27 protein-coding genes are annotated in these 20740 nt (G+C 36.7%); 9 read left to right on the top strand and 18 right to left on the bottom strand.

Annotated features, from left to right (window positions below):
* Window positions 1–43: 43 nt before the first annotated feature.
* Window positions 44–751, bottom strand: a complete 708-nt coding sequence (locus tag HCK02_RS03920) for an ORF6C domain-containing protein (protein ID WP_167628822.1) — start codon at window positions 749–751, stop codon at window positions 44–46.
* Between the two features lie 58 nt (window positions 752–809).
* Between HCK02_RS03920 and HCK02_RS03915 the strand changes: the two genes are divergently transcribed.
* Entirely contained in the window at window positions 810–1205 is a 396-nt protein-coding gene (locus HCK02_RS03915; protein WP_167628821.1) for a hypothetical protein, read from the top strand.
* Here HCK02_RS03915 and HCK02_RS03910 read toward each other — a convergent pair.
* Window positions 1202–1435: a hypothetical protein gene (locus tag HCK02_RS03910; protein ID WP_167628820.1), complete on the bottom strand. Its 234-nt coding sequence runs from the start codon at window positions 1433–1435 to the stop codon at window positions 1202–1204. The genes HCK02_RS03915 and HCK02_RS03910 overlap by 4 nt on opposite strands.
* A gap of 69 nt (window positions 1436–1504) precedes the next feature.
* Here HCK02_RS03910 and HCK02_RS03905 point away from each other — a divergent pair, with 69 nt between their 5' ends.
* Window positions 1505–2005, top strand: coding sequence for a hypothetical protein (locus HCK02_RS03905; protein ID WP_167628819.1), 501 nt, complete (start codon window positions 1505–1507; stop codon window positions 2003–2005).
* Here HCK02_RS03905 and HCK02_RS03900 read toward each other — a convergent pair.
* Both HCK02_RS03900 and HCK02_RS03895 read right to left on the bottom strand, forming a co-directional pair.
* On the bottom strand, window positions 1983–2198 hold the full coding sequence (locus tag HCK02_RS03900; protein ID WP_167628818.1) for a hypothetical protein: 216 nt from the start codon (window positions 2196–2198) through the stop codon (window positions 1983–1985). The genes HCK02_RS03905 and HCK02_RS03900 overlap by 23 nt on opposite strands.
* A gap of 37 nt (window positions 2199–2235) precedes the next feature.
* On the bottom strand, window positions 2236–2454 hold the full coding sequence (locus HCK02_RS03895; protein WP_167628817.1) for an XRE family transcriptional regulator: 219 nt from the start codon (window positions 2452–2454) through the stop codon (window positions 2236–2238).
* Window positions 2455–2626: 172 nt separating this feature from the next.
* Here HCK02_RS03895 and HCK02_RS03890 point away from each other — a divergent pair, with 172 nt between their 5' ends.
* From HCK02_RS03890 to HCK02_RS03875, 4 genes are all read left to right on the top strand, one after another.
* On the top strand, window positions 2627–3358 hold the full coding sequence (locus HCK02_RS03890; protein ID WP_167628816.1) for a helix-turn-helix domain-containing protein: 732 nt from the start codon (window positions 2627–2629) through the stop codon (window positions 3356–3358).
* Window positions 3359–3382: 24 nt separating this feature from the next.
* A complete protein-coding gene (locus HCK02_RS03885; protein ID WP_167628815.1) occupies window positions 3383–3943 on the top strand; it encodes a hypothetical protein in 561 nt (186 codons plus the stop codon).
* Between the two features lie 399 nt (window positions 3944–4342).
* Window positions 4343–4654: a hypothetical protein gene (locus HCK02_RS03880; protein WP_167628814.1), complete on the top strand. Its 312-nt coding sequence runs from the start codon at window positions 4343–4345 to the stop codon at window positions 4652–4654.
* 56 nt (window positions 4655–4710) lie between these two features.
* The gene (locus HCK02_RS03875) at window positions 4711–5889 is read left to right on the top strand and encodes a tyrosine-type recombinase/integrase (RefSeq protein ID WP_167628813.1); all 1179 of its coding nucleotides are present in this window, start codon (window positions 4711–4713) and stop codon (window positions 5887–5889) included.
* A 167-nt stretch (window positions 5890–6056) separates the two neighbouring features.
* Here HCK02_RS03875 and hpf read toward each other — a convergent pair whose 3' ends face one another.
* The 5 genes from hpf to HCK02_RS03850 form a co-directional block, all read right to left on the bottom strand.
* Complete coding sequence (hpf, locus tag HCK02_RS03870; protein ID WP_167628812.1) at window positions 6057–6611, bottom strand: ribosome hibernation-promoting factor, HPF/YfiA family; 555 nt, start codon at window positions 6609–6611, stop codon at window positions 6057–6059.
* A gap of 184 nt (window positions 6612–6795) precedes the next feature.
* Window positions 6796–7161, bottom strand: a complete 366-nt coding sequence (locus HCK02_RS03865; protein ID WP_208970433.1) for a hypothetical protein — start codon at window positions 7159–7161, stop codon at window positions 6796–6798.
* 103 nt (window positions 7162–7264) lie between these two features.
* The gene (locus HCK02_RS03860) at window positions 7265–8578 is read right to left on the bottom strand and encodes an ATP-dependent helicase ComFA (protein WP_167628810.1); all 1314 of its coding nucleotides are present in this window, start codon (window positions 8576–8578) and stop codon (window positions 7265–7267) included.
* A 161-nt stretch (window positions 8579–8739) separates the two neighbouring features.
* Window positions 8740–9594, bottom strand: a complete 855-nt coding sequence (locus HCK02_RS03855) for a DegV family protein (RefSeq protein WP_167628809.1) — start codon at window positions 9592–9594, stop codon at window positions 8740–8742.
* Window positions 9595–9613: 19 nt separating this feature from the next.
* Window positions 9614–10300 (bottom strand): response regulator transcription factor, encoded by a 687-nt coding sequence (locus HCK02_RS03850; RefSeq protein WP_167628808.1) that lies wholly within the window; start codon window positions 10298–10300, stop codon window positions 9614–9616.
* 357 nt (window positions 10301–10657) lie between these two features.
* On the opposite strand from HCK02_RS03850, the gene HCK02_RS03845 reads away from it, so the two are divergent.
* From HCK02_RS03845 to HCK02_RS03835, 3 genes are all read left to right on the top strand, one after another.
* Entirely contained in the window at window positions 10658–11296 is a 639-nt protein-coding gene (locus HCK02_RS03845) for a YigZ family protein (protein WP_167628807.1), read from the top strand.
* Window positions 11293–11844, top strand: a complete 552-nt coding sequence (locus HCK02_RS03840; RefSeq protein WP_167628806.1) for a GNAT family N-acetyltransferase — start codon at window positions 11293–11295, stop codon at window positions 11842–11844. Before HCK02_RS03845 ends, HCK02_RS03840 begins: the two co-directional genes overlap by 4 nt.
* 218 nt (window positions 11845–12062) lie before the next feature.
* Complete coding sequence (locus tag HCK02_RS03835) at window positions 12063–13118, top strand: LCP family protein (RefSeq protein WP_167628805.1); 1056 nt, start codon at window positions 12063–12065, stop codon at window positions 13116–13118.
* 58 nt (window positions 13119–13176) lie between these two features.
* On the opposite strand, the gene HCK02_RS03830 is transcribed toward HCK02_RS03835, so the two are convergent.
* The 9 genes from HCK02_RS03830 to HCK02_RS03790 form a co-directional block, all read right to left on the bottom strand.
* Complete coding sequence (locus HCK02_RS03830; protein WP_167628804.1) at window positions 13177–14226, bottom strand: glycosyltransferase family 4 protein; 1050 nt, start codon at window positions 14224–14226, stop codon at window positions 13177–13179.
* A 20-nt stretch (window positions 14227–14246) separates the two neighbouring features.
* Complete coding sequence (menC, locus tag HCK02_RS03825) at window positions 14247–15362, bottom strand: o-succinylbenzoate synthase (RefSeq protein WP_167628803.1); 1116 nt, start codon at window positions 15360–15362, stop codon at window positions 14247–14249.
* A complete protein-coding gene (locus HCK02_RS03820; RefSeq protein WP_167628802.1) occupies window positions 15359–16108 on the bottom strand; it encodes a WecB/TagA/CpsF family glycosyltransferase in 750 nt (249 codons plus the stop codon). The genes menC and HCK02_RS03820 overlap by 4 nt, the downstream gene beginning before the upstream one ends.
* Window positions 16109–16203: 95 nt before the next feature.
* Entirely contained in the window at window positions 16204–16602 is a 399-nt protein-coding gene (gene ssb, locus HCK02_RS03815; RefSeq protein WP_167628801.1) for a single-stranded DNA-binding protein, read from the bottom strand.
* Window positions 16603–16845: 243 nt separating this feature from the next.
* Window positions 16846–17277 (bottom strand): 3-hydroxyacyl-ACP dehydratase FabZ, encoded by a 432-nt coding sequence (fabZ, locus tag HCK02_RS03810; RefSeq protein WP_167628800.1) that lies wholly within the window; start codon window positions 17275–17277, stop codon window positions 16846–16848.
* A 29-nt stretch (window positions 17278–17306) separates the two neighbouring features.
* Window positions 17307–18302: a rod shape-determining protein MreB gene (gene mreB, locus HCK02_RS03805; RefSeq protein WP_167628799.1), complete on the bottom strand. Its 996-nt coding sequence runs from the start codon at window positions 18300–18302 to the stop codon at window positions 17307–17309.
* A gap of 157 nt (window positions 18303–18459) precedes the next feature.
* The gene (murA, locus tag HCK02_RS03800; protein ID WP_167628798.1) at window positions 18460–19761 is read right to left on the bottom strand and encodes a UDP-N-acetylglucosamine 1-carboxyvinyltransferase; all 1302 of its coding nucleotides are present in this window, start codon (window positions 19759–19761) and stop codon (window positions 18460–18462) included.
* A 212-nt stretch (window positions 19762–19973) separates the two neighbouring features.
* The gene (locus HCK02_RS03795) at window positions 19974–20207 is read right to left on the bottom strand and encodes a DUF1146 family protein (RefSeq protein ID WP_167628797.1); all 234 of its coding nucleotides are present in this window, start codon (window positions 20205–20207) and stop codon (window positions 19974–19976) included.
* A gap of 114 nt (window positions 20208–20321) precedes the next feature.
* Window positions 20322–20723, bottom strand: coding sequence for a F0F1 ATP synthase subunit epsilon (locus HCK02_RS03790; protein WP_115753932.1), 402 nt, complete (start codon window positions 20721–20723; stop codon window positions 20322–20324).
* Between the last annotated feature and the right edge of the window lie 17 nt (window positions 20724–20740).

The following is a 20740-nucleotide window of genomic DNA, read 5'->3' as shown; positions in this document are numbered from 1 at the left end:
AACATCAATAAGTGACATGTTTTCACGTCCCTTTGCCCATTTTTTAATCATTAAATAAATTTTCTTGTTGATTTAAGTTTTTTATTTCCAGTCTTACACTTGTTTCAGGTAACCACATGTTTAAAAAATCCATACCTGCTTCAAAATCTTTTTTTGAAAGATCTCCATAGCGAGGAATCAAAAACTGCTTTTTGAAGTCTCGCCACATTTGAGAAAAGACTTTTTTAGAAATAGCTTCATAGGCTTTGGATTGGTAACCCCCTAAAACGGATAAAGCTCGTTTCTTGCCTATTTCTTTTAAGGTATATTGCTGGTTACCATCGATTCGCATGGTATCTTTCAGCATAGCCACATCTGTTTTAACTGTTTGCATTTCCTGTAACTGGCGAATCATCATTTGTTCAATGCTCATAGGTTGATTGTTTGTCTTGTAATAATGATCAACCAACTTATCATAAACATCCCATGCCTTATTTGTGTTCAGTGATTTTGCATGTAACAATGCACCTTTTTCAGTCCAAAGGTAGAGTTTGTTTAGATTTTTCGCGACTTCGAAATTTTCGATTTTGCGTTTGAATGCCCTTAACTCCTCCCCTTCTAGTAAATAATAGTGCTTTCCTTCTTCATACCGCTGCCGATTATAGTTAAAGTTCTGTTGTATTTTTTGTAAGTCAACTTCATAAGCCTCTGCAATTTGTTGAGAAGTTAAAACTCTGGTATTTTCGAACTCCATAATTCGTAATTGGTTCATAATATCCTCCTTCTACTATTTTTGGTATACTCACTGTAGAAAGTGAGGTGATTTTTGAATGAGCTTTTTTCATTCCTTTGATGAATTTGATCACTTAGAAGAAAATTTAATCGCCATCATGAAACAAGCAACTTATATAGAAAACATGCTTATATCAAATAGCGGAGTTCCTTTTTGCGAAAAGAAGCTAACCGTTTCTTTAGCTTTAATTGCCAACCATTTAAAAAACATTACATTAGTGCACCGTGTTTCTAATTTTGAACACACTATGGTTAAGCTTTTGGAAACGTTCCAAATTCGTATGAGTGAATTTTTCGTTTTAGCAAAAAAGAAAATGACAGATTCTAATTACATTCATGATGAATTTTTTTATAACAACTTATTAAATCAATTTCATGAAATTCAAAACCATTTACCAGACTATATCCATGAAAACTATAAATATTTGCTCTAATCATTATTCAAATAAATTTCCATGTAAATTAGCCCGAATATACTTTGATACTGTTCAATACTTAGAACGTAATTCTTAAATTTATTTATACGGTTTGATCCGTTCGGATGTTCATCCAAATGTTGCTTCATTTTTCTTTTAAGTGTTTTCATTTGAGTTTGAACATCTTTTTCTATGGCTTCTATTTCCTTAAGGACATTAAGCTGTCGGTTTAAATATCTTCGATTCATTTTATCCCTCCTAAAATAGTTATTTTCCTTTCCAATCTGATATACTAATTGTGATTGGAGGTGAAACATGTGAATAGAGTTGAATTATCTATGTTTGAATATGCCGTTTTTGTTTTTAATGAACTGGTTAGTTCTCAACAACGAAATGACTTTAAGCCCTTTACGATTATTTGGAAATCAAATGTTGGATTTGTAACAGCTAGAACTGTCTACTATAAAAACGATCTTTATCCTGTTTTAAATCAAACTATTAAATCTGATTTTATAACTTATGATTTATTCAAACCTGAAAAAGAAAAGTATGATGTGTTTTCTATGGTTAGGCGTACAGTCTATGATTACTTCGATGCGAATTATTCCCCGGAACGTTTTTCTATAATCGATCGACCAGATATCTTAATGGAAAAGTTAGTCGAACTTTCAAAAATTGAGTATGATTCAAATGTATTAACTCCTTCTTACTCAACTGTCTGGAACGTTGAAACCATTGACGCAAAACTATCTTTCCCGTTCATAGACAATAACATTTTACAAATTACTCAGCCTGTTACTTTAATCTCAAAAAATTAGACTCATACTTGATTAAGTTATAGGCATATTGAAGACTTGCATACGCCTGATCAAGCGTCAAGTCTTCTTTTTTTAGAAGTTCCACTAAATCTGTCCCGATCTGATCAACTTCTCTTCCGAATAAACCTTTTACCATTTCGTTTTCACGTTTGAATTTTTCTAAATATGAAGCTCTTTTAGTTTCTCTTTCCATCTCGCACCTCCTGAATAAATTTCAATTTTGTATCTTTTTAAGATACAATGAGATTAAAAAAAATATCATTTATATCTTCAGCAGATAATTTATACCGTTCTTTAATCTTTTTTATTTCTGTCTGTGTGAACTCAGAACCATTTTTTTCATTTATTTTGCTAGAAAATGTTTGTGGGCTAATTCCTAAAAATAATGATAGTGAATTTTGTGTGTCATTATTAAGAACCATTATAGATTTCAGTTTCCCTTTATTCATCTTCCATCACCTCCGTTTGTATCTTTTTAAGATACTTTTAATCTACCATAATTTTATTATATGTCAACGTTTTTTGTATCTTTTTATTAAACTTTTTAAAAATATCTTGAATACTATTAAATAATATGTTACTTTTAAGATACAAAATTGTGGAAGGTGGTGAATAAATCATATGGAAACAATGGGTGATAGAATTAAACGCCTTAGAATAGAAATGGGGTTGACACAAGAAGAACTAGGCAAAAGAGTTGGCTTAAAAAGAGCTGCAATAAATAAGTATGAAAAAGGTAATGTAGAAAATATGAAACGGTCCATCGTTGAAAAGATGTCTTCCTTATTCAGCGTATCACCATCATATCTAATGGCGTTAGATGAATCAAACAGTGAAAAAAATACCATATTTCAATTATATAATAAATTAGAAAAAACTCGTCAAGAACGTGTTTACAGATACGCCGAACAACAATTGAACGAACAGGAAAATGAAAAAGTAATTCAAGCAAATTTCAATGGTAATGATATAGATATAGCAGGTAAAGTTGCTGCTGGGTTAGGAACACAAAATTTTGATAAAACGCAACCTTTATTTACTGTTCGAATGAATAAAGAGGACATCCCAAATGATTATGATTTAGCTCTTCAAATTACAGGGGACAGCATGGAACCCACTTTTGAAGATGGAGAAATCATTTTTGTGAAAGAACAAAATGAATTTCAAAATGGTATGATTGCTGCTGTTGAAATTAATGAAGAGGCATTTATTAAAAAAATATATAAGGAAGAAAATCGTATTCGTCTTGTGTCGTTAAATCGAGATACCGATGAAAACGGAAATAGAGTATATCCTGACTTTTATGCCGATGAAAAAGATGAACTTTATTTAATTGGAAGAGTTGTGCTCTAATAAATTTAGAAAGAGGGAGAAAAGATGAAAAAGCCATTTTACAAGCGTTGGTCATTTTGGATTATAGTTGTCCTTGTTCTTGGTGTTATTGGTATTTTTACAGACAATAAGGAGGATAAAACAGCTAAGAATGATAGTATGAAAGTGGAAGAAAAAGCTAAAAAAGAAACTCCTGAAAAAGTTAAAGAAGCAAATGAAGTTGAGAAAGGGAAAAAAGAAGAAAAATTAAAATCTAAAATAAATTTAACTGGAGATTACCAATTTAGCGGTATGGCAAACATTAAGCCAACAAAAGCAACAATAAAGAACAAACAGATGACCTTCACTTTTGACTGGAGGAATGACGATGGTGCTGCTGATGAGCGAAGCTTTGAAGGTAGCGGTGTTACTGTTATAGCGTATCAAAACGGAAAAGAATTAGAGCAACTAGATGAGAAACTCAGTGGTGATTCACAACGCATTAAAAAGAACACTACCCTAGAAATAAATTATAAATACAAGCTTATTGGTACGACACCTATTACTATTGAGATGCTCCCCTTAGAAGGAACAACACAAAAGTTTACTTTTAAATTAACTGTTTAAGATTAGCCTCTTGGCTTTTCTTTTTAAGAAAAAACAGAACATACATTCTTAAGGAGGTTTTAAAATGAAATTTAAAGATTGTACTAACCATGTTCCTAAAGAACATTTAAAACAAATTCAAAAGAATATGCCTCACAGTAAAATTAATTATTTCGTGTATAATGCTACAGTATTATGGGAAGTGAGTCTACCTACAATGGTCAACCCATTATCCATATGTCCATATCAGAATCAACAAATAAAGCTATACCAGATGCTATCATTCAATTAGCAATAAAAGAATTAGCGTATGGATTAACAAAAAATGATTTTGAGATTTGGTCTCCTCCAATGTCCAATCTTCTTCACTTGCACTATGAAAAAAGAGTATAAAAATGACGATTTCAAGGAGGTGTTATGATGACAATTAAGGAGTTCGAAGCGTTTTTAGATGAAAATTTACCAGCTAAACAAGCATTTATGGATGCAGCTTTAGATTATCAGCAAGCTAAGAATAAGCGTCGCCCAGCAAAGAAAAGATGGGCCGATGAGAAAATAGAGAAAGCTACAGAAAGAATGTGGAATGACTTTGCAAAAGGAGCCTATGAAAAGATCTCTCCTAATATATCCAAACAAGCTTTAAATCCTCATAAAGAATGGATTCAGTTTATAGAAAAAAATGAAGTTCTTGAGGAATTAGAACAATCTATTTATGAAATAGAATTTGAATAAAACGAATGTTGCCTACTTTATTATTCACGTCCCTTTGCCCGGAAGGAATGATAAAAATGGCGGTAAGTGTAAACTATGATAAAAAAAGAAAAAAATATGTATGGCGGGCCCGTGCAAGTATCAATGGAAAACAAAAGGAGCGTTCAGGCGCTTGTAAATTGAAACGAGAGGCGCAAAACGCCGGAAATAAGGCTTATAATGAATTATTACGTCAAGAAAAAAACGCTGTCGAATATGATGGTACGTTGACAATAGAGCAAAGTATAATTGAATGGTTGAACGAATATAAACATGGCACCATATCACCCAGAACAGAAGCCATCTATCTATCGCATATTAATAGGCATATTATTCCTTATTTAGGAAAAATCAAAGTTGTAAAACTAAATAAACTCATTTATCAAAAATTTATTACTGACCTTGCAAAAAAAGGCTATGCAAAAAGTACAATAAAACTAATTAATGCAGTGATGTTTAATTTTTTAGATTTTATGATACACGAAATGCGTATGATTGATTATAATTGCGCTTCAAAAATCAAAATAAAAACAGACGAGACAAATAAGCAAGAAGACGAAAAAAACATGTTCTATACAGATGATGAGATTAAACTGATTTTTGAATACAGCCGAAAGATAGCCAAAAATGAGCGAAACGAAATTTGCGCAGATTTTTATGAAGTCCTATTATATACGGGATTAAGGTTTAATGAGCTTCTAGCATTACAAGAAGAGGACTATAATCCAGACACACACACCATCACAATCAATAAACAACTACAATATAAAAATCAGGTGAGCAAGCCAGATTTTATCCCTTTAAAAACAAATGATTCTTATCGCGAAATTATTGTAAACAAGAGAACAATAGAAATATTTAAGCACAGAATGCTAGTGAACAAAAAAACAAAGCTCCGCATGCCTTCGCATCTCATTAAAAAGAATTTTATGTTTAGTTATAACGGTTCAACCATAGGAAGCAATGGAGTACGCTATTACCTTCGCAAAGTATGTGAGAAGGCAAAAGTAAGCTATCATGACAAACACGCTATACACGCCTTTAGACACACGCATATAAAACAACTTGTTGAAGCTGGTGTGCCACATGTCACTATTAAGCAACGGGTTGGACATGCTAGAAATTCAAATATGACTTATCACTATATGCATTCAGATGAAAAAATGCAGAGTATAGCAGCAGAAAAATATAGTGCGTTGATTTCTGAGAGATTTTAGGGATAAAATTAGGGGAGAAATTTACAACAACGCCAGTAACCTACTGGCACAACAGTAAAAACAACTTTAATATTAAAATATGTATTTTGTGTGAATTCTCGTATTTCATGTAAAATCTTACAAAAAAAGCGCCTTGCTCGATGTGGCAAGGCGCTTTGTCCATTCACTTAATTTGTTTCGATTAAACCATATTTCCCATCTTTACGACGATAAACAATGTTTGTTTCGTCCGATTCCGCGTCTGTGTAGACATAAAAATCATGACCAAGCATATTCATTTGTAGAACTGCTTCTTCACTGTCCATCGGTTTAAGATCGAACTGTTTTGTCCGGACGATTTCAAGATCGTTATCTGACTCTTCTCCTGACTCTATACTTGTATCAGCTGAAGCGAAGAAATCCTGAACAGCGCCTTTATCACGGAACTTCCGGTTTACTTTTGTTTTGTGTTTACGAATTTGCCGTTCTAACTTATCAGCAATCAAATCAATACTTGCGTATAGATCTCCGCTTGTTTCTTCAGCACGAAGCACCAAATTCGGAAGAGGAATTGTAACTTCAACTTTCGCATTTTTATCCGAATACACTTTAAGATTAACATGCACATTAGCATCTGGCGTTTCAGTAAAATATCTTTCTAATTTATCAATCTTTTTCTCGACATAACTTCGAATTGCATCGGTTACTTCAATGTTTTCACCACGAATGTTGTACTTAAGCATTGTAATTCCTCCTTTGGGATAGAACAAAATCTTTTAAATAAGGAGTCTCTCTCCTTATCTCTAGTCTAAGGGAATACACCCTTTTTTGCAAACATTTGCATGGCATTTCGGGTAGATTTCCTCACAATTTTGTTTTTTAATTCTTTCCCTTCTTTTTCCACAATACTCAAGAAACAAACCTATTTCATTCACAACTTAACTCTTCTTCAAAAAGCACCAAAACATGAACTATTTCACCATGTACGCCACTCAATTTAGCAAGCTGGACTTTTTCAGCCGAGCACATCAAAAACACACCTATTTCCGTTTGCTGACTTTGCTCAGAAAGTATCACACACGGGATTGCCGCAGCCACTAAAATCTGTTGGCTAGCTTCACTCAAAGACAAGTAAGCTAGTTTCGGGCGTACTTTCTTGCTAACTTCTACACAAAAGCACTTTGAAAGTTCGTCATCTTGCATGTTAAGATAGCGCTCGACAAAATGTTCCGCATGCTCATTCCATTTGAAAATCGCTTTCATATTCCCAGCTTGCTTGTTTTCCGCACTCAAAAATCCTGCTCTGCAAGACGTACACAGCCACGACTCTGTTGTCACGCTGAAAAGATTGGCAAACCGCAGTGAATCTCGAACTTGATTCCCACATAATAAGCAGTTACTCACTAAGCAACCCTTCTTTCACGCCCAGCGCATTCATCATTTTGATGTGCTTGATCGCACGTCTCATTTCTCGCGTGCACCCGTGATGAAAAAAGAAAACCTCACCAGTTGGGTAGCTAGCTTTCCTTCCAGCGCGTCCAGCGATTTGCACGAGCGCTGCTTCCGTGAAAATGGCTCCCTCACTTCCGAAAACAGCCACTTGAACATCCGCAAATGTTACCCCGCGTTCTAAAATCGTCGTAGAAAGTAAAATCGCAGTTTCACGCTTGCGGAAACGCTCCACTTTTTCTTTTCGCAATTTATCAGCCGAATGGACCGTTTCGATGTTCAGATAACCAGCTTTTTCAAGCGCCACCTTCACTTCATACATAACTTCAATTTTTGGAAAAAACAGCAAGACTGGCTTATCATTTTGCTGGTGTTTCCGAATCCAATCGAGGACTTTCCTACAAATTTGTTTTTTCTTAAGTAACTTGGCCCAATCCCCAATCCAAATAAGCTCTGGCACTGGCAACTTATAGCCATGATAACGCGCCGGAATTTTCACATGTTGCCTTGTTCCTTTCTCACACTCATCCTGCCAAGCTTTTTCAGGTGTTGCAGTAATATAAATCTCCGTTCCCTTTTCTGTTCTTGCTTTACGAACCGCATATTCCAAAAAAGGATCTTTCGCATAAGGAAAAGCATCCACTTCATCAATAAAAAGCACATCAAAATAACGATAAAACCTGATCAATTGGTGAGTAGTTGCAATCACAAAACGCTCACCTCGAAACTTATCCTCCGAATCTCCATACAAACAAACGAGTGGCACATCTGGGAAAACCTCTCGAAACCGTGGCAACAATTCAATACAAACATCCACACGAGGCGAAGCAAAGCAGACACGCAACCCTCGCTCAAAAGCCACTTCAAGACCACGAAATGTCATCTCCGTCTTCCCAGAACCCGCTACCGCCCATAAAAGCAAAGGTTCTAACCGTTCAACTGCTGAAACAACCGCATCCGATCCCTTCTTCTGCGCTCGTGAAAGCTCACCGTCCCATTTGAGTGCTTCACTTAAGAAAATCCGCTCACTTTCCTTCGCCTCTAAATAATGCAGGCACGCCGATTTTTCCACTCGCTTCATCATAAGACAATTTCGACAATAAAGATCACCCCGAAATGTTTTTCCAAATAAACTGGGGGTGTTATTTCCACAGCGAAAGCAAAATGGCTGCTTTTCATTCCCAGTAATCGCTTGCCTACTTTGCAGCCCGTCCGGATGCGCATTAAGTTCCTCATCTAAATACAAAATCCCCGGATACATATCTTCACCTCATCTGATTTAGTTATACCTGATTTCAGCTTTTTTTGCAGAAAGGAAAATGCTTTTTTGCGAGCCCAAAACCATTAAATTCCCCATAAGAAAAACGTGATTTTCGAGTTCGAAAATCACGTTTTATTTGGCAAATAAACTATTTTAAGCTTTTATTTGATTGACCATGTTAATCCCAGCGCACCTTCCCCAAGATGGGTACCGATCACTGGTCCAAAATAGCTAAGGTGAAACTCCACTGTAGGAAACTTCTCTACTAGTTCCTTAAGCCACGCCTCTCCTCTTGCAGGAACGTTGCCGTGAATTACATAAGCTTGTTCTGCTTCACCATTTTCTACCGCTTGATCGAGAATTTCTTCAATCCGCTTTAAGGCTTTTTTCTGTGTGCGCACTTTTTCAAAAAGAACGATATGCTTATCTTCAAAATGAAGAATCGGTTTAATCTGAAGCAAGCTTCCAATCATCGCTTGGGCTCCTGTTAATCGCCCGCCGCGCTGTAAATTATTCAAATCATCCACCATAAAGTAAGCATCCATGTTTTGCTTCATTTTTTCGAGATAAGCTAATATTTCATCAGCATTCTTTCCTTGCTCTGCAAGCGAAGCTGCTTTTAAAGCAAGTGAACCTTGTGCCATACAAGCAAGTCCAGAATCCACAGCAAAAACGTTCAAGCCTTCCACCATTTCTCCTGCAGAAACAGCATTTTGAAATGTTCCACTAATGCCGCTTGTCAAATGCACAGAAATAACTGTGTTAAACCCTTTTTCTTTGAGCTCTTCAAATACTTGAACAAAATCTCCAGGTGCCGGTTGCGAAGAAGTTGGAAAATCTTTGCTTTCTTTGATTTTCGCATAAAAATCATCTGTCAGAAGATCTACTTCTTCTTTATAAGACTTTCCATCAATAATGACCGAGAGCGGAACCACACGAATATTATACTTACGGATGGCTTCCTGCGGCAAATAAGCCGTACTATCTACAACAACTGCAATTTTTTCTTCAACCATTTTATTTTCCCTACACCCCTTAGCGAATATACACCCAACCGTTCTTAATCGCTGTCACAACTGCCTGAGTTCGGTCGTTTACTTTCATTTTTTGTAAAATACTACTAACATGATTTTTTACTGTTTTTTCACTAATAAATAAAGTTTCTCCAATTCCACGATTGCTTTTTCCATCTGTTAAAAGCTGCAATACTTCACACTCTCTGTGCGTTAAAATATGCAGCGGCATTTTCACTTCTGGCTGTTGGTAACCGTAAGCTCCTTGCGCTGTATTCGTGCTCGCAAGATGTCGGTATTCACGAATCAATTTAATAGCTGCTTTAGGATGAATGTAAGCTCCACCTTCATCCACAATTTTTATAGCATCAACTAACTCCTTCGCATCCATTTCTTTTAATAAGAAACCTACTGCACCAGAACGAAGCGCTTCCGTTACATATTCATCGGAATCATGAATCGTTAAAATAACCACTTTAATGCTTGGAAATTGACGAACCAACATTTCCGTCGCATCCAAACCGTTCACAGTGGGCATATTAATGTCCATTAAAACAATGTCAGGCTTATATTCCCTTACTTTTGCAACAATATTTTTTCCATTTTCTGCTTCAGCTACTACATCAAATGAATCTTCAAGTTCTAAAATCCGCTTAATTCCTTCACGGAATAGTTGATGATCATCAACAATCATAATTTTGAGAGTCATACTAACGATTCCTCCTCGCATAAGTTTCCTTCTTCATACTTCTCTGTATTTTCAAAGTAGCATTCTGTCGTCCCTTTATTCGACTAATTTCATGCTTGATTTATTCTTCCCTAAAACTATTTCCTTTTCTCTTCAAATTAAACAAAATAAGCGTAAAAGTATAATTCATTTTGCCTATATAAAAGAGTAGAGGAAATTTTTTATCTATCTAAAGTAATAGTAATTTTTATTATAACATGAATTTGCTCCTACTTCACTTAGAATGGGGGGGCGTCTTTAAAAAATCTTATATATACATCCCCGATCATTTCCGCTAAAATAGAAGCATAACTTAGCTTTTCAACTGAGGAGGCTCCTATGTTAGATCATTATTTGACAATCCGCGAAGAGGGAGAGCATGAAATCGTCATCCAAAAATCGCGGTTTATTTGCACAATTGCTCGCGCCTATTCGGAAGAAGAAGCCCAGAGTTTTATTGCTAAAATAAAAAAAGAACACTGGAATGCTACTCATAACTGTTCGGCATACTTAATTGGCGATCGCTCAGAATTTCAAAAAGCAAGCGACGACGGCGAACCAAGTGGCACAGCCGGCATCCCGATGCTTGAAGTTTTAAAAAAGAAGAATTTGCAAAACGTCGTGGTTCTTGTCACACGTTATTTTGGTGGTATAAAGCTTGGAGCTGGCGGTTTAGTGCGTGCTTATGGAAGTGCTGTAAGTGAAGCTTGTCACGAAATTGGGATTGTGGAGCACAAATTAGCTACACTGGTCTCATTTATGATCAGTTATAGTCAACTTGGAAAATTTGAAAATGCACTTGGACAAAAAGGCTACGACATTGCAAACAAAGCCTTTACTGATGTTGTGACACTTTCTGTGTTTGTTGACCAAGACGATATTGAAGCTTTTCTCACGTGGATGACAGAAGTTTCAAATGGTCAGGTTCACTGCACACTTGGCGAAAAAAAATACTACGAAAAGGATGTATCACAATGAATGCTCAGTTTTTAAGCGCTTTGCCCGACCAATTTACTACTGACCGACTCTTGCTCAAAAAAACAACACTTCAAGACGCCTTCCCACTTTTTCAGATTTGGTCGGACAGCGCAGTGGCCAAATATATGAATATCGAAAAATTTTCTTCTGTTTATCAAGCCGAAGAGATGATAAAAGCGATTGCTGCTGAGCCGGATGCCATTCGATATACTATTTTTAGCCAAGAAAAAGTGATTGGGTCTTTTGGAATTAATGAAGTTAATGCAGCCAATAACACTGCTGAAATTGGATATGAGCTTGCCAAAAACTATTGGCGTAAAGGCATTATGACTGAACTTCTTTGCGACTTCTTACCTTTGTTGCAAAATAAACTTCATTTTTCTGGAGTTTATGCAAAAGTAATCCCTGAAAATATGGCTTCTACTATTCTACTAAAAAAACTTGACTTTGAAATATCCGGTGAAGCTCAGGAATGGGATCAAGACAACAAACAGCTAAGCACTGTACTAATTTTCGAACACATCTTCAAAAAAGCTTCCACATTCTAGGGTTACATTTTTGAAAGGTTGCCAGTTTTTTATTTCTTTTTAATCAGTTTCGAGTATAATAAAAAGATGGCTATTGTATTACCTGATGATGCTTACCTTACAAAATTAAAGAAATCGTAATTTTCACGTAACAAAAAGTTCCGTGTAAAATGATACAATTGACCTTGTTGTGTTTGTTGTTAGCAAATCGAAAACGACAATTAAGGAGAAAATAATATATGGAAAATGGCTTTAATGGACGAAATCGAGCGTCCAAATATAAACGCCGCCGCAGAATTCTTTACTGGATTTTAATTCCGTTTTTACTTTTAATTCTTGTAGGAGTAGGTTACGGAACCTATCTTTTCAGCAAGACAAAGCTTGCGGCTGATAACTCTTTTGATGACGTACGAAACGGCCAAGCTTCAACGCTTAGAACCAAGGATATTGAACCCATTAAAGATAGTTTTTCTGTTTTAGTTATCGGTGTAGACACGAGTGAAAAACGCTCGTCTGACGGGAGACCACGTAGTGATTCACTAATTTTAGCTACATTCAACGTGAAAGACGCTCGCGTCGAAATGACAAGCATCCCACGAGATTCATACGTTCATATTGATTACCCGAAAAAGAATATAGATACTTATACGAAGATCAATGCCGCTCATGCCTATGGTGGTCCTGAACTAACTATGAAAACAGTGGAAGAAAAATTCCAGATTCCAATTGATTACTATGTTCGTTTCGATTTTGATGCTTTCCTAAAAATTGTAAACGCACTGGATGGAATCGATGTTGATGTTCCTGTATCCTTCACGGAGCAAAACTCTAAAGATGAGGCTGATGCAATCAGCTTGAAAAAAGGAAAACAACGTCTGAATGCAGAAGAAGCTCTAGCACTTGCACGGACAAGACATATTGATAATGACATTGAACGCGGAAAGAGACAGCAGCTCATCATTAAAGCAATTGTTAACGAGGCGACTAAAATCACATCTATTAATAAGTACTCCAGTATTATCGATGCGGTTGGCGACAATATGAAAACTAACTTGTCGTTCAATCAGATGATCTCGATCGCCAAATTTTCGATGACGAATGATATTAAAATGAAATCTCTCAACTTAAAAGGGACTGATGCTCCGCAAAACGGCGTTTACTACTATCAACTTGATGAAAATTCAGTTGAAAGTGTCGCAAACAAATTTGCGTCTGAGTTAGATATCTCGAAACCTTTCCCAAATGCACTACCTTACAAAGATTCTAAGTCTTCTACAACAGCAGATTCTGAATAAAAATTAAAAAGCGAGCCAACCTTTAGAACTCAAAGGTTGGCTCGCTTTTTAGCTTCTCTTATTTACGTTTCCGGTGAATCTTTTGCAAAACATTTAAAATCGGACGATAGTCTTCTCCGACAAGCCCAATAAATTCAACAATAACTTCCACACAAATAATCATGAGAAGTAGTAATATGATCGAACCCCATGCAGTAGAAACAGAAAAAACAAAAGCCGTTAAAGAAAACAATAACGCCATGCTGTAAATTAACAATACAGTTTGTCTTTCCGTAAATCCAAGCGCCATTAGACGATGATGAATATGCGAGCGATCAGCTGAAGAAATCGGCATTTTCTTTTTTAACCGTCGAACAATAGCAAAGAATGTATCCGATACCGGGACTCCCAAAATAATGAGAGGAACAAGCAGCGAAATAAAAGTGACATTCTTAAAGCCCATAAGCGAAAGGATTGCAATCATGTAACCCAGAAATAGCGAGCCCGTGTCACCCATAAAAATGGAAGCTGGTGGAAAATTAAAGATCAGAAAAGCAAAAACAGAAGCTACCAAAAGAATAGCAACAGGCGCGACAAATGCATCTTTTAAAAGAAGCGCCATCCCTGCAATTGTTGTTAGTGCAATGATAGATACCCCGCCAGCTAATCCGTCCAAGCCATCAATTAAGTTCACCGCATTGATAATAGCAATAATCCAAATAATAGATAATGGAATTGAAAACAAACCAAAATCAAGTTGTCCATAAAAAGGGACATTAATGAATTCAATCGTTACATTTCCCCAAACCGTTACACAAAGCGTCGCCACAATCTGACCAATCAGTTTAACCTTGGGCGAAAGCTCGATAATATCATCTACTATCCCTGTGGCAACCACAATTAGCGCTCCTATATATACCGGCAAGAAACCTGTCCGATCAATCGGAGCTAAAAAGAAAGCTATTGAAAAGCTAATAAATATGGCTAATCCACCAAGTGTTGGTGTAATTCGCTTATGATTATGCCGTTCACGTGGGGCATCTACAGCACCTACTACATTCGCAAACCTCCGAACGATAGGAATAAGAAGAACTCCCAGCGCAAACGCCAAAATGATCCAAATATACAAACTGATTTCAGCTCCGATCTTTAATCTAGCAAAATGGTTTCAACTGACTCAGTAAAGCGATTTAACGCTTGCTCATCAATATCAACACCAATTCCCAATCCATCCGGGACACAAATCTTCCCGTCTATAACCTCAAAATTCTGTTTCACTATATCTTGCTCAAAATATCGGCTAGTTGCCGAGATATCACCTGGAAACTGAAACTCATTCCGAGCAGCCAGTGCAACATTATACGCTCGTCCAATACCTGCTTCAAGCATCCCGCCGCACCAAACAATCATGCCCGTTTGCTTGCAAAACTTCGCGATTCGAAGAGCTTCAAGCATTCCTCCAACACGAGCCATTTTTAAATTAATCGCCCGGCAGCTTCCAAAAGCATGCGCCTGCATAACATCTTCTAAACTTCGAATATTTTCATCTAAACAAACTGCCGTTTTTTCTAATTTGTTTTGGAGTTTGGCATGCAACCACAAATCTCGTACGCCAAATGGCTGTTCAATCATTGTGATAGCCAACTGATCCAGTCTTAAAAGCTTGTTTAGATCTGCTTCCTCATAAGCAGAATTGGCATCAGCAATGAGTGGAATTTCAGGAAATTCATCGCGGATTGCTTTAAGATAAGAAAAATCTGCTCCTGGTTTAATTTTGACTTTTATTCTGCCATAACCAGCCGAAACATAAGTGCGAACTTTCTCCACAAGTATCCGTTCATTTTCCTGAATTCCTACACTAACACCTACAGAAATTTCCTTTTCCTGAGCTCCGATAAAATGAGCCAAACTAGTTTTATGTCTTTTAGCAGACAAATCATAACAAGCAGATTCAACAGAAGCTTTTGCCATTTCGTTTCCCCTAACCCAAGCAAACAACTGACTTACTTCCTCTACATCCTTGATTTCTTTTCCCCTGAGTTCTTCCAGCAAAAGGTTTACAACCACTTGTTTAGCGCCCTCGAGTGTTTCTTCCGTATAGTCAGGAAGCGGAAAAGCTTCTAGTTCCCCGTATCCTATATTTCCGAGCTCATCCTCAAGCATAATTAAGTAAAAACTTTTTTCTCGCAATACTCCATAACTTGTTCGAAACGGAGTCAAAAGCGGCAAATGCACTTTATACAAGCAAGCTTTATTTAGTCTCATTTAGTTACACTTTCTTTCCTTTTTCTTTCTCGATTGACTACGCGTAAGAATTGCGGAAGCGCTAAAAACCTACGCCATCTTGTTGGATTCGTGACAATTCGATATAGCCATTCAAGATGCATCTTGATCATAATCTTTGGCGCACGTTTAGCCGTCCCCGACAAAATATCAAATGAACCGCCAACGCCCATAAAGATTCCCTTTGAAAAAGACTCATAATGTGAAGCAATCCAGTTTTCCTGTGCTGGAGAGCCTAACGCAACAAATATAAAATCGGGTTCGCATTTCTGAATCTCTTGAACAATTTGTTCACTTTCGTCATCAGAAAAGTAGCCATGTCTACAGCCTACAACTTGAAGCTGCGGATAGCTTTCCTTAAGCACTAATCTAAGCGCTTGACTGACTTCTGGCTTAGCTCCAAGAAAAAAGATTTTTAATTTTTTCTGAGTAGCACGTTCCAAAATCCCAATCATAGTGTCAAATCCTGTCACCCGCTCATTCAGCGGAAGTCCGAGTTTTTCTGCAGCTAATATGATCCCAATACCATCAGCAGTAATATAATCCGCTTGCAAAATCGTTTCTTTAAATCGAGTATTTTTTCTTGCACTCATCACGATTTCAGGGTTTGCTGTTACTACAAATTTTTTTTCCTGATTTTCCGCTTTTTGAAGCAGCTCTTCAATAAACTGTTGCTGCGTAGTACGATAAAACGGAACTTCTAGGATTTCCACTGTTTTCTTTTCCATAATAAACTCCTAAAAAAATCTATATATCCAGTTTATCATAAAAGTATCCCGCTTCCTATTCCAAGTTCAATAAAAACCACTAGAAACTAGGATTATCATCCATCATTTATAGTTTCTGTTATTTCTTTTTTATTATTTTCTTTTATACTTGATTCCTTTTCTTTCAGGTTCTCTCTATTCGAGCTTAAATAACGAATTTTTCTTGCTAGTACCTCGACTACAAACACTCGCTTTTCTTCTTTGTTAAGATAACTTCTTGTCTGCAATTCTCCAACTACACCAATAAGCGTCCCTTTGTCACAATAATGGGTCATTTCCTCAGCTCGTTTCCCCCAGATGACACAAGGAATAAAATCAGCATCTTGTTCGTGTCGCTTTGCCTTTCCAAAACGATTCAAAGCTAATGTAAAATTTAGAACAGTTTTATCATCTGACGTAAATTGCAGCTCTGGATCCCTCGTCAGTCTTCCAACTAAAGTCACTTGATTAATCATAATTTCTAGCACCTCTTTCTTAGATTTAGATGCTAGTTTAGCTGTAATTGATTTACTTGTAAAAACATTAAAAACCTCTTTTGAGACTCATAATGTCTTACAAAAAATTATTTTCTATTTAAATAAAATAACCTTTTCCTATCTAAGTATCAATCTAAAATTCTTTTTTACTAAATTGGATAAATCTTTAAAGCGTGTTACTATACAAAAAACCCGATCCATAAATGAATCGAGTTCTCTTATTTATTCAGCATCACTCAAAGCTACCATGATCTCGGCTTCGCAAACCGTTTCACCTTCAACGCTTGCTTTCACATTTGCTTTCGCAATTGAAGCTCTAAATCGTGTGATTTCAGCTTCCAAACGAAGTTGATCTCCCGGAATTACTTGTCTTTTAAAGCGACATTTATCAATTCCTGCAAAAAGTCCAATTTTCCCTTGATTAGCGGGATCTTGAACTACCGCTAAGCCACATGCTTGCGCCAGTGCTTCTACTACTAACACTCCTGGCATAACTGGGTATTCTGGAAAATGACCATTAAAAAATGGTTCATTTACTGTCACGTTTTTAATAGCTACTACTCGCTTTCCTTCTTCTAATTCAATTACACGATCAACCAGTAAAAACGGATAGCGATGTGGCAACAACTCTTTAATTTGTTTAATATCTAACAAATTTATCCCTCACTTCTTCATTTGAAAAATTAAAGCCAGCTTCGTTTCTTTCTTCCAAGTGACTCTAGTAAAACGCCTGTTCCTAACGCCACAACATCAAGCGGACGTTCCGTAACTAATACCGGCACTTGCAGTCTCTCAGCCATCAAGTCCGTAAGACCATGAAGCATCGAGCCGCCTCCAGTCATAATAATTCCACGATCGATAATATCAGCTGAAAGCTCTGGAGGTGTTTTTTCTAATACTTGGCGAGCTGAAAGAACGATGCTCTCCAAAGACTCATGAAGGGCTTCTTCAATTTCATCACTAGAGATTGTAATTGTTTTTGGCAATCCACTTACTAAATCACGGCCACGAATTTCCATTGTTTCCGTTCTAAAGCCTGCTACAGCTGTTCCAATTGTCATTTTCAATATTTCTGCTGTTCGCTCACCAATCAAGAGTTTATATTTTCTCTTTATGTATTGCAAAATATCTTGATCCCACTGCGTACCAGCCACTTTAACTGATTGGCTAGTTACGATTTCACCCATGGATAAAACAGCGATATCTGCGGTTCCGCCTCCAATATCAATAACCATGTTACCACTTGGTTCAAAAATTTCCATTCCAGCACCAATTGCAGCTACTTTAGGTTCTTCCTCTAAGAAAATTTGCTTCCCTCCGCTTTTTTCAGCCACTTCACGAATTGCTTTTTGCTCAACAGAAGTAATATTAGTTGGACAACAAATCAATACTCGTGGTCGCGAAAAAAATGTTCTCAAATTCAATTTTTGTAAGAAAAAGTGAAGCATTTCTTGAACCATGTCAAAATCAGCAATAACTCCATCTTTCATTGGCCGAATGGCTGTTATATCTCCTGGAGTCCTCCCAACCATGTTGTAAGCCTCTTTGCCAACAGCAAGTACACGACCTGTTTTATTATTAATTGCAACAACTGAGGGTTCATTTACGACAATTCCTTGTCCTTTTACGTGAATTAATACATTTGCTGTTCCTAAGTCAATCCCTACGTCTTTTGCCAAAATTATTCCCCTTTCTTCAGTGTTTCGGACTTTCTTCATATCTCATTTTGAATTATAGCACAATTTATATCCTGCTGAAATGCTTTTCTTTACTTAATTTAACCTAAAAAAAAGAGGCCTCAAAATAAGGCACTCTTTTCAACATAAATCCAACTTATTATTTCATTTCAAAAACAGCTTCAAGACCTTTTTCTTTAACTACTTGGTCATCCACACGTTCAATGTCAGCGCCAAGTGCTCTAAGTTTCAAATGGAAATCCGTGTATCCACGATCTAAGTATTTTAATTCAGTAACTTGTGTATAACCATCTGCTTCTAATCCAGCAAGAACAAGCGCTGCTGCAGCACGCAAGTCAGTTGCAGCCACTTCAGCTCCTTGAAGTTTAGCAGGACCATTAATAATAACAGAATTTCCTTCAATTTTCATATCCGCATTCATGCGACGCATTTCTTCCACGTGCATGAATCGATTTTCAAAAACAGTTTCTGTCATTACGCTTGTTCCCTCACTAAGCATTTGAATAACCATCATTTGAGATTGCATATCAGTTGGGAATCCCGGATGCGGCATTGTTTTCACATCTACCGGTTTTAGCTTATCTGGACCAATTACTCGTAGCCCATTCGCTTCTTCAATAATTTGAACACCCATTTCTTTTAATTTCGCAATTAAGGAGCTTATATGCTCTGGAACAGCATCTTCTACAAGAACATTTCCTTTTGTGATAGCCGCTGCAATCATAAAAGTACCAGCTTCGATGCGGTCTGGAATAATAGAATGTTCTGTAGCTGTCAGTTCCTTCACACCTTCAATTCGGATAACTTCTGTTCCTGCACCAATGACGCGCGCGCCCATTTGGTTCAAGAAGTTCGCTAAATCAACAATTTCAGGTTCACGTGCAACGTTTTCGATGACAGTTGTTCCCTCAGCAAGAGTCGCAGCCATCATAATATTTTGAGTAGCACCAACACTTGGAAAATCAAGATAAATTTTTGCTCCTTGCAATTTTTCAGCCGTAGCTTCAATGTAGCCATTTTCTATTTTAACAGTTGCTCCCATTGCTTCAAAACCTTTTAAGTGCAAGTCAACCGGTCTCGAACCAATTGCACAACCACCAGGAAGAGCCACACGAGCTTTACCAGTACGAGCAAGCAACGGGCCCATCACCACAATTGAAGCTCGCATTTTTCGAACATATTCAAAAGGCGCATCAGATGAAATTTCACCTGTCGCATCCACTGTTACAATATCATCCTTAAATTGAACATCAGCTTGCAAATACTTTAGCACTTCATTGATCGTATAGACATCTGATAATCTCGGTACATTGCTAAGCACACTCGTTCCTTTGCTTGCTAAAAGCGTAGCAGCAATTACAGGTAAAACCGCATTCTTTGCTCCTTCGATTTTCACGCTGCCGTTTAACTGTTTTCCGCCACGAACTATTATCTTTTCCAACGCTATCCCTCCGTACTACTCAAACTTCTAATTATTTCTATGTCAACTATTTATCTTTGTCATCATTTCGTAAAATATAAGCACCTTGATCATTTTACCATCATTACGTATTACATTCAACTTTCTTTTCCCGGAACAGTCAATCTCTCAAATCCCACTAAATATTTATCCTTATCATTATTCACGGAAACTGCTCTTTTTAAACACAATAATTAAAAATTATGTGATAATTGTTTAAAAACAGCTAAAAAATCAATGAAAAAACTACTCAAAAAATAGCCAATTACAATTGCAAGAATCGCAAAAAGCAGTCTCGCTTGTACAACGTGATTTTTCCTTAAAAATTTTTCATAGTTAATGGATTGCAGCGCCCAAAACGTGATTATTATAAAAATCAAATGTGAAAGAATTACCGTAAGAGGTTGTTCCATAACAATATTGTACAAATCTATTCACTCTCCTCAAAACATTCTTTTATATTCTATCAAAAATGAGGCTCGAAATACATTTTCTTGCCCTCAAAAAAACTCTCAACCTTTTTGGTTGAGAGTTTTCGTATATTAATGATTTTTCGCGTGAATTCGATTGATTGCTTTTTGAAGAGCAACTTGTGCTGTAATAGCATCTACTTTTTGCTCTTTAGCTTCTTTCAATCGTTGTTCAGCACGTTCTTTAGCGCGCTCAGCACGATCAACATCAATATCTTGTTCACGCTCAGCAGTATCTGCTAAAATATTTACTTCTTCACCGTTTACTTCCATGAATCCTCCATTTACAGCAATCCACTCTTCTCCTGAATCTTGTTTCAAGCGAACAATATCAATTTTAAGCGGAGCTACAAGTGGAACGTGTCCATGTAAGATACCAAGCTCGCCAGCTTTTGTTCTGGCAATCACCATATTTGCATTACCTTCAAAAACAGGGCCATCTGGAGTAACGACACTTACTTTTAATTCGCTCATACGTATCTCCTCCTGTT

The organism is Listeria valentina (genome assembly GCF_011800755.1).
GTDB classification, from domain to species: Bacteria; Bacillota; Bacilli; order Lactobacillales; family Listeriaceae; genus Listeria; species Listeria valentina.
The sequence above is the reverse complement of the archived record's forward strand: the minus strand, read 5'-3'. Positions and strand labels throughout refer to the sequence as shown.